The sequence below is a fragment of the Arthrobacter sp. JSM 101049 genome (assembly GCF_041679245.1).
Classification (GTDB): domain Bacteria; phylum Actinomycetota; class Actinomycetes; order Actinomycetales; family Micrococcaceae; genus Arthrobacter_H.
Window position 1 is genome coordinate 745,783 of sequence record NZ_JBGFFC010000001.1, and the last position, 12,369, is coordinate 758,151.

12 protein-coding genes are annotated in these 12,369 nt (G+C 69.6%); 6 read left to right on the top strand and 6 right to left on the bottom strand.

The features are described from left to right. Nucleotides 1-8 precede the first annotated feature (8 nt). A complete protein-coding gene (locus AB8M85_RS03490) occupies nt 9-389 on the top strand; it encodes an RNA-binding S4 domain-containing protein (protein WP_372697366.1) in 381 nt (126 codons plus the stop codon). On the opposite strand, the gene AB8M85_RS03495 is transcribed toward AB8M85_RS03490, so the two are convergent. Further along, nucleotides 386-895 carry a ferritin gene (locus AB8M85_RS03495; protein ID WP_372697367.1) on the bottom strand — a complete coding sequence of 170 codons (510 nt, stop codon included), beginning with the start codon at nt 893-895 and terminating at the stop codon, nt 386-388. The genes AB8M85_RS03490 and AB8M85_RS03495 overlap by 4 nt on opposite strands. A 142-nt stretch (nt 896-1,037) precedes the next feature. Between AB8M85_RS03495 and AB8M85_RS03500 the strand changes: the two genes are divergently transcribed. Both AB8M85_RS03500 and AB8M85_RS03505 read left to right on the top strand, forming a co-directional pair. Then, a complete protein-coding gene (locus tag AB8M85_RS03500) occupies nt 1,038-2,735 on the top strand; it encodes an ABC-F family ATP-binding cassette domain-containing protein (protein WP_372697368.1) in 1,698 nt (565 codons plus the stop codon). A gap of 102 nt (nt 2,736-2,837) precedes the next feature. Continuing rightward, nucleotides 2,838-4,208 carry an NAD-dependent succinate-semialdehyde dehydrogenase gene (locus AB8M85_RS03505; protein WP_372697369.1) on the top strand — a complete coding sequence of 457 codons (1,371 nt, stop codon included), beginning with the start codon at nt 2,838-2,840 and terminating at the stop codon, nt 4,206-4,208. On the opposite strand, the gene AB8M85_RS03510 is transcribed toward AB8M85_RS03505, so the two are convergent. Both AB8M85_RS03510 and AB8M85_RS03515 read right to left on the bottom strand, forming a co-directional pair. Beyond that, nucleotides 4,205-4,513, bottom strand: coding sequence for an acylphosphatase (locus AB8M85_RS03510; RefSeq protein ID WP_372697370.1), 309 nt, complete (start codon nt 4,511-4,513; stop codon nt 4,205-4,207). The genes AB8M85_RS03505 and AB8M85_RS03510 overlap by 4 nt on opposite strands. Further along, entirely contained in the window at nt 4,510-6,507 is a 1,998-nt protein-coding gene (locus AB8M85_RS03515; protein WP_372697371.1) for a prolyl oligopeptidase family serine peptidase, read from the bottom strand. Before AB8M85_RS03515 ends, AB8M85_RS03510 begins: the two co-directional genes overlap by 4 nt. Before the next feature lie 128 nt (nt 6,508-6,635). On the opposite strand from AB8M85_RS03515, the gene AB8M85_RS03520 reads away from it, so the two are divergent. Next, the gene (locus tag AB8M85_RS03520) at nt 6,636-7,178 is read left to right on the top strand and encodes a DUF1697 domain-containing protein (protein WP_372697372.1); all 543 of its coding nucleotides are present in this window, start codon (nt 6,636-6,638) and stop codon (nt 7,176-7,178) included. Nucleotides 7,179-7,198: 20 nt separating this feature from the next. Here AB8M85_RS03520 and AB8M85_RS03525 read toward each other — a convergent pair whose 3' ends face one another. Both AB8M85_RS03525 and AB8M85_RS03530 read right to left on the bottom strand, forming a co-directional pair. Continuing rightward, entirely contained in the window at nt 7,199-8,494 is a 1,296-nt protein-coding gene (locus tag AB8M85_RS03525) for a CynX/NimT family MFS transporter (protein ID WP_372697373.1), read from the bottom strand. Continuing rightward, the gene (locus AB8M85_RS03530) at nt 8,494-9,036 is read right to left on the bottom strand and encodes a TetR/AcrR family transcriptional regulator (RefSeq protein ID WP_372697375.1); all 543 of its coding nucleotides are present in this window, start codon (nt 9,034-9,036) and stop codon (nt 8,494-8,496) included. Before AB8M85_RS03530 ends, AB8M85_RS03525 begins: the two co-directional genes overlap by 1 nt. A 112-nt stretch (nt 9,037-9,148) precedes the next feature. On the opposite strand from AB8M85_RS03530, the gene AB8M85_RS03535 reads away from it, so the two are divergent. Together AB8M85_RS03535 and AB8M85_RS03540 are read left to right on the top strand one after the other, a co-directional pair. Then, the gene (locus tag AB8M85_RS03535) at nt 9,149-10,744 is read left to right on the top strand and encodes an MFS transporter (protein ID WP_372697376.1); all 1,596 of its coding nucleotides are present in this window, start codon (nt 9,149-9,151) and stop codon (nt 10,742-10,744) included. Nucleotides 10,745-10,964: 220 nt separating this feature from the next. Further along, nucleotides 10,965-11,168 (top strand): cold-shock protein, encoded by a 204-nt coding sequence (locus tag AB8M85_RS03540; RefSeq protein WP_343901574.1) that lies wholly within the window; start codon nt 10,965-10,967, stop codon nt 11,166-11,168. Between the two features lie 109 nt (nt 11,169-11,277). Here the strand turns inward: AB8M85_RS03540 and AB8M85_RS03545 are convergent, their stop codons facing one another. Continuing rightward, nucleotides 11,278-12,267 (bottom strand): ABC transporter substrate-binding protein, encoded by a 990-nt coding sequence (locus AB8M85_RS03545; protein ID WP_372697377.1) that lies wholly within the window; start codon nt 12,265-12,267, stop codon nt 11,278-11,280. Nucleotides 12,268-12,369 lie beyond the last annotated feature (102 nt).

Below are 12,369 nucleotides of genomic sequence, written 5' to 3' on the forward strand. Positions count from 1 at the left end.
GAAGGACCATGAAAACGCTGGACAAGGCAGTACGCATCGACGCGTGGCTCTGGGGAGTGCGCGCCTTCAAGACCCGCTCCGCCGCCACGGCCGCGTGCCGGGCCGGCCACGTGAAGCTCAACGACCGCCCGGCCAAGGCCGCGGCGGTCGTCGTGCCCGGGGACACCATCCGGATCCGCGAGTCCGGATTCGAGCGGATCCTCGAGGTGCGCCAGCTCATCGTCAAACGCGTCGGGGCGCAGGCCGCGGCCAGCTGCTACACCGACCACACCCCGGCCCGCCCGAAGGCCCCCGCCCTGATGGTCCCGGTCCGCGACCGCGGCACCGGGCGGCCCACCAAACGGGACCGCCGCGAACTGGAGCGGCTACGCCGCGAGCTGGGAGGCTAGGCCTCGTCGTCGGCGCCGGGGCGCGATCCCAGCTCTGCGTCCAGGCGCAGCAGGCCCGGGCCGTCGTCGCCGATGAGGCGGACACGGCCGATGATCTCGCCCACCGTCGCCTCCTCCTCCAGCTGCTCGGAGACGAACCAGCTCAGCAGCGGCAGGGCGTCGATGTCGCCTTCCTGCTGGGCCAGCCGGTACAGGCGGCGGATGGCCTCCGAGACCTTGACCTCGTGGGCCAGCGATGCCTCGAAGGCGTCCCGGACCGATCCGGACTTGACCCCGGGGGCCTGGATGGCGCCGATGGACGGGCTCGAGTCGCGGTCGGTCATGTGGGAGATGAACTTCTCGGCGTGGACGATCTCCTCCTGGGACTGGGCGCGGAACCACCCGGCGATGCCCGGCAGGTCCTGGACATCCATCTCGATGGCCAGCTGGCGGTACACCACCGACGCCTCCAGCTCGAGGGTGACCTGGTCGTTGAATGCCTTTTCGAGTGCTCCGGTAAGTTTCATGCCGCTCAATCTACGGCGGTTTTCCGGGGCTGTCACCGGAGTTCGGCCTAACTGACCGGGCGCCAGGGCAATAGCGAACGACGGCGTTGCGCCGAGTTGGCAGGGTTGGGAAGCCATACCTGATCCCACCTAGACTGTCCGGATGGGTCATATCGATGTTGCCGGGATCGACTACTTCCTCTCCGACGGCACGCAGCTGCTCAACGAGGTCTTCTTCAAGGTCGGCACCGGCAGCAAGACCGCCCTGATCGGCCCGAACGGCACCGGCAAGACCACGCTGTTCAAGATCATCGCCGGTGACCTGGTGGCCGACGGTGGAACCGTGGGGCTCTCCGGAACCCTGGGGATCATGCGCCAGTTCGTCGGACAGGTCCGCGACGAGTCCAGCGTGCGCGATCTGCTGGTCTCCGCCGCGCCCCCGGCCCTGGCCGCCGCCGCCGCCGAATTGGCCGCTTCCGAAGACGCGATGCTGGCCGACCACTCCTCCCCTGCCGCGGAGGAAAAGACCCAGATGCGCTACGCCCAGGCCATCGTCGATTGGGGCGACGCCGGCGGCTACGAGATCGAGACCGTGTGGGACGAGGTCTGCATGGCCGCCCTCGGCCTGCCCTTCGAACGCGCCCAGCACCGGCCGGCCTCCACCCTGTCCGGCGGCGAGCAGAAGCGCCTGGTCCTGGAGGCGTTGTTCGCCGGCAACGACGAGGTTCTGCTGCTCGACGAACCCGACAACTACCTCGACGTGCCGGGCAAGCGCTGGCTCGAGTCCAAGCTACGCAGCAGCGACAAGGCAGTGCTGTTCATCAGCCACGACCGCGAGCTGCTCAACCAGGCCGCCGAGCGGATCGTCACCCTGGAACCGGGCATCAACGGTGCCTCGGCCTGGATCCACGGCGGGTCGTTCGGCAGCTACGTCGAGGCCCGCGCCGACCGCAACGCCCGCTTCGAGGAACTGCGCAAGCGGTGGGACGAGGAGCACGCCAAGCTCAAGGAGCTGGTGAACATGTACAAGAACAAGGCGGCCTTCCGCTCCGACATGGCCAACCGCTACCACGCGGCGCAGACGCGGCTGGCGAAGTTCCTGGAGATCGGCCCGCCCGAGGCCCTGCCCATCGAGCAGAACGTGAAGATGCGCCTCCGCGGGGGCCGCACGGCCAAGCGGGCCATCGTCGCCCAGAAGCTGGAACTGACCGGTTTGATGAAGCCGTTCTCCACGGAGATCTGGTTCGGGGACCGCGTCGGCGTGCTCGGTTCCAACGGTTCGGGCAAGTCCCATTTCCTGCGCCTGCTCGCCGCCGGGGGCACGGACCCCGAACGCGAGCACCTGCCGGTCTCCGACATCGTGCTGGCCGAGGTCCCCCACGAGGGGACGGTGAAGCTCGGGGCCCGCATCCGCCCCGGCTACTTCACCCAGACGCACGTCCGGCCCGACCTGGGGCACCGCAACCTGCTGGATATCCTGCACCGCGGCGACGAGCATCGTTCGGGGCTGGGCCGGGAGGCGGCCTCCGGGGCCCTGGACGGCTACGGTTTGGCCGGGCAGGCCGAGCAGGCCTTCGACTCGCTCTCGGGCGGCCAGCAGGCCCGTTTCCAGATCCTGCTCCTGCAGCTCTCCGGTGCCACGTTGCTGCTGCTCGACGAACCGACCGACAACCTGGACCTGCACTCCGGCGAGGCGTTGGAGCGCGCGATCAACGCGTTCGAGGGAACCGTCCTGGCCGTGACCCACGACCGCTGGTTCGCCAAGTCCTTCGACCGGTTCCTGGTCTTCGGTTCCGACGGGCGGGTCTACGAGACCGAGGAGCCGGTCTGGGACGAGGCGCGGGTGGACCGCAGCCGCTGACCCCGCGCCCGGGAATACCCGCGCGGGGCCCGACGCTGTGCCGAAGACGTGGCTTCTCAGGCAGAATGGCCACGACAGCACGTCCCCATCGAAGGAGCCAAGTTGAGCATCTACGCCGTCACCAATCCAGCCACCGGCCAGGTCGAGAAGGAATACGACACCATCAGCGATGCCGGCCTGCAGGACGCCACTGCGGCAGCCCACGCCGCATTCGGCACGTGGCGCACCAGTGCCGTCGATGACCGGGTCGCCCTGCTGGGCCGTGTCGCCGACCTCTACGCCGAGCGCAAGGACGAGCTCGCCGCCATCATCACGCGCGAAATGGGCAAGCCGGTGCTGCAGGCCAGGGGCGAGATCGACATCGTCGTGTCCATCTACCGCTACTACGCCGAGAACGGGCCGAAGTACCTCGAGGACGAGGAACTCGACGTCGCAGCCGGTGGCACCGCCGTCGTGCGCAAGGAGGGCCTGGGCGTGCTGCTGGGCATCATGCCGTGGAACTTCCCGTACTACCAGGTGGCACGGTTCGCCGCGCCGAACCTGATGAACGGCAACACGATCCTGCTCAAGCACGCACCCCAGTGCCCGGAGTCGGCGCTCGCCATGGAGCAGATCTTCCGCGACGCCGGTGCCCCCGACGGCGCCTACGTCAACATCTTCGCGACCAACGAGCAGATCGCCGACCTGATCGCTGACCCGCGGATTGCCGGTGTCTCGCTCACCGGGTCGGAGCGCGCCGGTTCGGCCGTGGCCGAGGTCGCCGGGCGGAACCTGAAGAAGGTGGTGCTCGAACTCGGTGGTTCGGACCCGTTCATCCTGCTGGACACCGCGAACCTCGACAAGACCGTCAAGCGCGCGGTCAACGGGCGCATGGGCAACGGCGGGCAGGCCTGCAACGCGGCCAAGCGCTTCGTGGTCATGGAGGACCTCTACGACGACTTCGTCGAGAAGTTCACCGAGTCGCTGTCCGCGATCACCCCGTCGGACCCGGCCGACGAGAAGACGTTCCTGGGCCCGCTGTCCTCGCAGGCCGCCGCCGACAACCTGGAAAAGCAGGTGAAATCCGCGATCGCCGAGGGAGCTACCGCCCTGGTGGGCGGGTCCAAGGTCGCGGAGGACTCCGCGTTCTTCCAGCCCACCGTGCTCACCGGCGTCACCCCCGACATGGAGGCCTTCCACCAGGAGCTCTTCGGTCCGGTCGCGATGATCTTCAAGGTCGCCAGCGAGGAGGACGCCGTCGCCCTGGCCAACGACACCCCGTTCGGGCTGGGATCGTCGATCTTCACCGAGGACCCGCAGCGCGCCCAGCGGGTGGCCCACCAGATCGACGCCGGCATGGTCTACATCAACGAGCCGGCCGGCACCGCCGCCGAGCTGCCCTTCGGCGGCGTCAAGCGCTCCGGCGTGGGCCGCGAGCTGGGCAAGTACGGGATGGACGAGTTCGTCAACCGCAAGCTGATCCGCACGCGCTAGCCGACGTCGAACCCGGTGAGGCGGGTGGACACGTCGCGCTCCCGGACCTCGGCCCGCTCGACCCGGCCGGGGGCCTGTGCCGAACGCAGCCAGTCGACGAGCTCCGCCACCCGGTCCCGCGGCCCCTGGGCGATGACGCGGACGCTGCCATCGGGCAGGTTGGCGGCCGAGCCGCCCAGGCCCAGGGCCTCCGCGCGTTGCCGGGTGCGGTAGCGGAAGCCGACCCCCTGCACCGTGCCGAAGACCAGCACCTCCACTGCGGACGGGGTGCCGCCGTCGCCGGGTTCCTCCCGGGGCGCGCTCATGCCGTGGCCTCCGGCCCGCGCGTGAGTTCGATCGGGGCGACGTCGGCGTCGAACCCGAACACGTTGGCGTAGAACGCGAGCGAGAGCTCCTGGGCGCGCACGATGTTCGCCGCCTGCCGGAAGCCGTGCTGTTCCCCGGCGAACAGGATGTAGGCGTGCTCGATGCCCTTGGCCGCCAGGGCGTCGGCGAACGCCTGCGACTGGGTCGACGGGACGACGCGGTCCTCGTCGCCTTGCAAGAGCAGCACCGGGCAGTCCAGCCGGTCCACGTGGTTGATCGGGGCCCGTTCGGCGTAGAGGTCGCGGGCCGCCGGCCAGGGTCCGACCAGCGATTCCATGTAGTGCGCCTCGAAGTCGTGCGTGTCGGCGACCAGGGCCTCGAGGTCGGCGACGCCGTAGCGGGAGATGCCGGCGGCGAAGACGTCGGTGCCCACCAGGCAGGCCAGCGCGGTCCATCCGCCGGCGGAGCCGCCCTCGATCGCCAGGCGGTCCGGATCCGCCAGGCCCGCGTCGACGAGCCCGCGCAGGACCGCCACGGTGTCCGCCACGTCGACCACGCCCCATTGGCCCTTCAGCCGGTCGCGGTAGGCCCGCCCGAACCCGCTGGATCCGCCGTAGTTCACGTCCACGACGCCGAGTCCGCGGCTGGTGTAGTAGGCGATGGCCAGGGAGAGGCCGATGCGGGCCTGCCCGGTGGGTCCGCCGTGGACGAAAGCGACGAACGGGGGCTTCTCGTCCTGGGGACCGGCGTACCCGGCCATGGCCGGTTCATAGACGTTGGCGTGCACGACGGCGCCGTCGGCCCCGGGGAACTGCATGGCCCGGCCGGCCGGCAGCGCGCCGGGGTCGGGCAGCTCCTCCAACGACCGGCGGACCATCCGCAGCCGCCGCGTGTCCAGGTCCACGCGCCGTAATCCGGGGCCCTCGGTGGCGCTGTTCCCCACCAGCAGCGCCTGCACCGGTTCCCCGGGCCTGCCACCGCGGACATCGGCGGGCACCGCGTGGGTCAGGGGCAGGTCCAGGTCCTCCAGCGTGCCGGTGGCCGGATCGAGCAGGCTCAGCCGCAGGCCATGGGTGCCGTGGGCAGCCAGGATCCTGCCGTCGTCGAGCACTGCGTACCAGCAGCTGCCGATCTCCCACAGCGGTTCGGCGAATTCCTCCTCACGTGGGCACAGCGCGCGGGCCGGACCGCCGTCGAGGTCCTGCGCGTACAGGTTCCACCAGCCGGAGCGGTCCGAGGCGAAGGCCAGGGTCCGGGCGTCCAGCCATTCGGGTTGCAGGACCGATTCGGTGGTGGAGCCGGCGAGGTCGCGCACCGCGGCGGCCGTGCCGGCATCGTCGAGCGTGCCGACGTGCAGGACGGTGCCGTCCCAGGGCATCTGCGGGTGCTCCCAGCTGATCCAGGCGATGGCCCGGCCGTCGGGCGAGACCCGCGGAAACGCGACGAAGCGGGAGGCGGGCGTCACCGGCCGCAGGCCGGCGGCGTCCCCGGCGGCACTGCCGTCGAGCGGGATGGCGACGACGTACCGCTCGAGCCCTGCCCCGCGGTGGTCCTCGCAGACGGCCAGCACCTCGCCATCGCGCCAGGACGGCACGAATTCGGCGAAGCGCAGCAGGGGGTCGGCCTCCGGTTCGCCGGCCGGGGTGGATTCCGGGGTCAGCGGGCTGATCCCGTCGTCGGTGCGCAGGTACACGCGCTGGTCGGAGAAGTTCGAGAAGAGCAGCCGGCCGTCGGCTCCGCCGTCCACGGGGGCCCAGGCGGCGCCGCCGTATTCGTGGACGCGGCTGCGCACGTTGTAGGGGGCGGGGACGAGTTCGCGGGGTGGGGTCCCCTGCGCCACCACGGTGAACCGGCCGCCCTCGGCGGGCCGGCCCTCCAGCCACCAGATGCCGCCGCCGGCGAAGCGCGGGGCGCCGACGGGGGTGCTGGTGGCCACCAGCGAGTCCGCGGAGATCGGGGAGGGCCAGGAACCGTAGGGTGCGTGGGTCGTCATGTTCCGAGCCTACCCATCGGCTCCCGTGCCGCCGAAGGCCCGGTACTGCCCGCCAGTGCACCGCGCGCCCGTGGCCCGGCACCCGGGCGGGCATTCCGCCGTCGTGCCCGGCAGGGCAGAATGGGCCCATGCCCACCTACGCCCTCTTCCTGCGCGGCATCAACGTCGGCGGGATCCGCATCGCCATGAAGGACCTGGCCGAGGCGCTCACCGCGGCCGGATACACCCGCGTCTCGACCCTGCTGGCCTCCGGGAACGTGGTGCTGGACGCCGGGACCGGCGATGCCGCGGCGCTGAAGGCGGACGTCGAGGCCGTGCTGCGGGCGCGCTTCGGCTACGAGGCCTGGGTCATCGTCGTGCCCCCGGAACGGCTCGCCGCGATCGTGGACGCCTACCCCTTCCCCGCCGTGGACGACGGCATCCAGCGGCACGACTACGTGGTGTTCGCCGCCGCTGCCGATGCCGTGGCGCACGTGCTCGGGGCCGACCCGGTGCCGGTGGACGGGGAGAGGTTCGCCGCCGGGGACCAGGTGCTGTACTGGCAGGTCCCGCGCGGCAGCTCGCTGGACACTCCGCTGGCCCGGGAGCTGGGGCGCGCCCGGCACAAGCCGGTGTTGACGACCCGGAATCTGAACACCCTGCACAAGGTGCTGGCCCGGGCGGGTGCCTGACCTGCCCGGACGGCCGGACCTCAGACGCGCGCCACCTGCCGCGGGGCGTCGGCGTCGTCTTCGATTTGCCGGGGGCCGTTGATCATCACGGCACCGACGATGAGCACCAGCAGGCAGATGCCCAGCATCCCGAAGGACGCCGCCCAGCCACCGGTCGCGTCGCGCACGACGCCAAAGAGCAGCGGCGCGATCGCGGCGCCGGCGTAGCCGACGCCCTGGCTGAAGCCGGCCAGCACGCCGGAGCCGTAGGTGGTGCGCGAGCGCAGGTTGATCATCAGCAGGGCCATCGCAAACGTGCCCTGGCCGAGCCCAGCGGAGGTGATCCACCACCACGTGCCCTGGGTGGGCAGGAAGAACATGCCCGCATGCCCGATGATCCACAACACGATGAACAGGCCGGCGGCGTAGATGGGGTGCTTCATCCGCGGGACGATGAGCGGGACCAGCAGGCTCACGGGCAGCCCGAGGAGCGCGAAGTACCCCAGCGCGCTGCCGGCCACCGCCGGATCGAGGCCCTCGCCGATGAGGTAGGGCGGCAGCCAGGTGAAGTAGACGTAGGTCTGCCCCGAGTTGCCGGCCAGGAAGATCGCCAGTCCCCAGGCCACGCGGGAGCGCCAGGGATTGATCCGCCGGTCGGCCTCGACCGGTACGACGGCGGAAAGCCGGGCCTGCATCTCGTCCTGCGTTTCGTCCGCTGCCAGCCGGGCGTCCTCGACCCTCTGGGCGGCACGCCGCCGGCGGTCGGCGGAGAACTGGATGGCCCAGGGGATGAGGACCACGACACTGGCCAGGGTCCAGAAGCCGATGGAGAACCGCCAGTCGGAAATCTGCTCGAGCGGCACGGCGAACATCGGGCTCATCGCCGTGCCGATGGCGATGAGCGTCACGTACCCGGAGGTGACCGAGGAGATGCGGTCGGGGAAGTACTTCTTGACCAGCGGGGGCAGCACGACGTTGCCGATGCCGTAGCCGACCATGGTCAGGGCCGAGAGCAGCAGGAACGAGGCGACGTCGCCCACGAAGGCGCGGCCGGCCTGTCCGACGATGGCCACCAGCACGGCCAGCACCAGCGTGCGTTCCAGCCCCAGGGCGGCGATCAGCCGAGGGGTGAACAACCCGGAGACGGCGAAGATGACCGGTGCCAGCATGGCCAGCAGGCCGGTCGTGAAGGAGGTGAACCCCAGTTCCGGGCCGATGAGGTCCAGCAGCGGAGGGACCGAGACCACGGCGGCGCGCACGCTCAGCGCCATGAGCATGATGCCCACCAGCGCCGCGATGCGCCCCTTCCATGGCCGCAGCGGGAGGCGGTACGCCATCAGCGTCCTTCCTTGAGCCGGTCGACCTGGCCGAGCAGCGCTTCGATGTCGGAGCCGACGAGTGACCGCGACCAGCTGCCGGGCATCGTCGAGTGGAAGTACAGTCCTTCGCCGATCAGCATGATGGCCTCGGCGGCATGCGGATCCGGGACGTCCTGGCGCACCAGCCGCTCCCAATCGCCATGGACACGGTCCAGGGCCGCCGCAGCCGGGGCGTAGGAACCGGCGGCCAGGCGCACCACCGCCTGGTAGCAGGTGTCGAATTCCGTGTCGCCGGCGGTCGAGGTGCGCACGTAGTAGCGCGCCGCGCCCTCGGGGGCGCTTGCCATGCGCTCGTTGTCCTCGCTGGCCGTTTGCAGCAGGCGGTCGATGACGGCGTCGGCCAGCGCGTCCTTGGAGGGGAAGTGATACAGCAGCCCGCCCTTGGACACGCCGGCAAGGGCTGCCGTGGCGTCCATGGTCGCGGCGCGTTCCCCCTCCGTGCGCAGCAGGCTGCAATAGGCGCCGAGGAGCTTCTCCCGCGCTGCTGGTGGTCTGGACATGGTCCCGACTCTAGCGTTTGCGCGGCTCCGAGTGGTCATCGACGCACCATGGACGACATACCGTCCAGACGGTACAGTAACAGGGTCAGTTCCAGTCGATGCGAGGACCACCATGACCACGATGCAGCCATCCGCCCGGCAGGCGGGCCCGGGCCGGGCGGGCCGCTGGGCCGCCCTGGGCGTGCTCATGTTCCCCGTCCTGCTGGTCGCGGTGGACAACACCGTGCTCAGCTTCGCCGTCCCGGCACTGTCGACGGCGCTGGACCCGACGTCGACGCAACTGCTCTGGATCATCGACGCCTACCCGCTGGTCCTGGCCGGCCTCCTGGTCCCGATGGGAAGCCTGGGAGACCGGATCGGCCGCCGCAGGGTCCTGCTGATCGGCGCGGTGGGGTTCGCGGCGGTGTCGGCCGTCGCGGCCTTCATGCCCGACGCGTCGCTGCTCATCGCGGCTCGTGCCCTGATGGCGGTCTTCGGGGCCATGCTCATGCCGGCCACGCTCTCGCTGATCCGCAACATCTTCGCCGACCCGACCGAGCGCCGGACCGCGATCGCCGCGTGGGCCTCGGCCTTCTCCGGGGGCGCGGCGCTCGGCCCGATCGTCGGCGGATGGCTGCTCGAGCACTTCTGGTGGGGATCGGTTTTCCTGCTGTCCGTCCCCATGCTGCTGCCCCTGGTCCTTCTCGCCCCCTTCCTGGTCCCCGAATCCCGCGACCCGCAGCCGGGCCGGATGGACCCGCTGGGCATTCTCCTGGCCGTGGGCACGTTGCTGCCCATCACCTTTGGGATCAAGGCCGCCGTGGGGGACGGGTCCGCAGCACTTGCCGTTGCAGCAGTCTGCCTGGGCGTGGCCTGTGGATTCGCGTTCGCCAGCCGTCAACTGCGCAGCCAGGCCCCGATGCTCGATATCCGGCTGTTCCGCAATCCGACGTTCTCCGCGGCCCTGGCCGTCAACCTCCTGAGCGTGTTCGCGCTGGTGGGGTTCATCTATTTCCTCTCGCAGCACCTCCAGCTCATCGCGGGCCTCTCGCCGATGGAAGCCGGCCTCTTCATGGTGCCCGGGCTGGTCCTGACGGTGGTTTTCGGCTTCGTGGCCGTTCCCCTGGTCCGGCAGATCGGACCGGCAGCCGTCGTCATCACCGGCCTGGCCTTCAGCGCCGCGGCTTATACCCTGGTGCTGGCTCTCGGGCGTTCGGGATCGCTGGCCGCCCTGCTGGCGGCGTTTTGCGTCCTGGGCATCGGCGTCGGCTTGGCGGAGACGATCTCCAACGACCTGGCTCTCTCGGCCGTCCCGCCGGCCCGGGCGGGTGCCGCCGCGGCCCTCTCGGAGACCGCCTACGAGGTCGGCTCCGTGCTGGGCACCGCAGTCCTGGGCAGCATCCTCAACGCGGCCTACAGCAGCGCCGTCTCGGTGCCGTCCCAGTTGGAACCCAGCCAGGCCGCACAGGCCCAGGAGACCTTGGGAGGTGCCGTGGAGGTTGCGGGGTCGATGCCCGACCGCTCGGCAGCCACGAGCCTGCTGGACTCGGCCGCCAGGGCTTTCGACAGCGGGGTCACCATCACCGCCGCGATCGCGGCGGCCCTCATGCTCGTCGCGCTCGTGGTGGTCCGCCTGGCCCTGAAGAACGGCGGCCCGGCCATCACGGAAGCGTCCGGAGCGCCGCAGCCGGTGCCGGCCGACGGTGAACGGCAGGCAAAGGCGGGATGAATCTCCAGCGGGTTTTGCCCGGGCGATAGGTTCTGGCGGCAATCTCGCGTATTGTGGAACATGTAGTCGTAGTTTTCTCGCAGTAATTTCAGTGTCAAGGCCCCGCTCGCGGGGAGTGTCTCTTTTTGACTCGCGGTAAATCTCGTAGCTGCATGTCACTGCCAAGTCCGGTGGTGACAACCCCTACGTCCCCTGCGGACAGTCTCGAAAGGACACAATCATGGCAATTGGTACCGTCAAGTGGTTCAACGCTGAAAAGGGCTTCGGCTTCATCGCTCCGGATGACAACTCGGACGACGTGTTCGCGCACTACTCCGCGATCCAGTCCAACGGCTTCCGCTCCCTCGAAGAGGGCCAGCGGGTCGAGTTCGAGGTGACCCAGGGCCAGAAGGGCCTGCAGGCCACGGACATCCGCGCCGTCTAAGTTTTCCATCGGGCCCTCAAACGGGCCGGTGAGATCACCTGAAAATGGTGGCATCCCTTCGGGGATGCCACCATTTTCGTTGCGGGGACCGGCTGGCGGCCTCCCGGTGCTACTTCACGATGATCTTGTCCAGATCCGGCTCCTTGGACAGGTAATCGTATTTGACGGTCAGCTCCCCGAGCTTTCGCAGCTGCTCGGTGGGAACGGCCGCATCCCACGGTTCCATCTTGAGCCCCTTGGCCATCCCCGCGTCCATGCCCATGAATTCGGGCAACAGGGCCTTGGCGTCGCTCTGGTTCGCCTGGGCGCCGGTCAGCGTCTCCTCCATCGCATCACGGAACCGGTCGACGATCTCGGAGCTGTTCTCGGCGTAGTCGCCGCTGGTGAAGGTGACCATGGTGGGAAGGCCCGGGATCGCCTCCTGGTTCGGAAATCCGACCAGCTTGTTGTCCTCATCGGCCAGGGCCTTGCTCAGGAAGGGTTCCGGAACCCAAATCGCGTCGGTGTTGCCGCGGTCAAGCTGGGCTTCCATGTCCTGGAACCCCATTTCATTGAACTTGAGCTGCGCGGGGTCGGCACCCTCCTGGGCCGCTGCCTCCATGATCGTCAGGTCCCCCTGCGTCTTGAGCGTGTTGACTGATGTGGTCTGGCCCGCCAGGTCGGCAAAGCCGTCGATTCCGGAGTCCTTGCGCGTCACGACGCCGTTGATGTCCTCGCCCTCGGCCTTGGAACCGGAGTAGCCGGTGACAATGCGCACATCCAGCCCCTTGTCGGCCGCGGTCAACACGGACAGCGGGTTGCCCACCGCGAAGTTCATGTTCCCATTCGAGATCGCGGGCAGCATGGCAGCACCGCCTTGGCCCGTCTGCAGCTCGACCTTCAGGCCATGGTCCTCGAAGATGCCTTCGTCGATGCCGTACTGCATGGCGACCGACGGGGCAATGGAGAGCACCCCGACGCTGATGGGGGTCAGCTCTCCGTCCGCTCCTCCGCTCGATGGCGCGTCCGCGCTGCCCGACGGCGAACCGCCGCCGCAGGCGCTCAACAGCAGTACCGCAGCCAGCCCCAATCCCAGCGTCCCCGCTCGCGACTTCCTCATGAATGCCTCCTCGTCAAGGATCGGCAAGACCACCTGGCCGATCATGTACCCGCAGCGTCGCACTCCATCGGCGACGCGATATGGCGTACCCCACACGCTAGC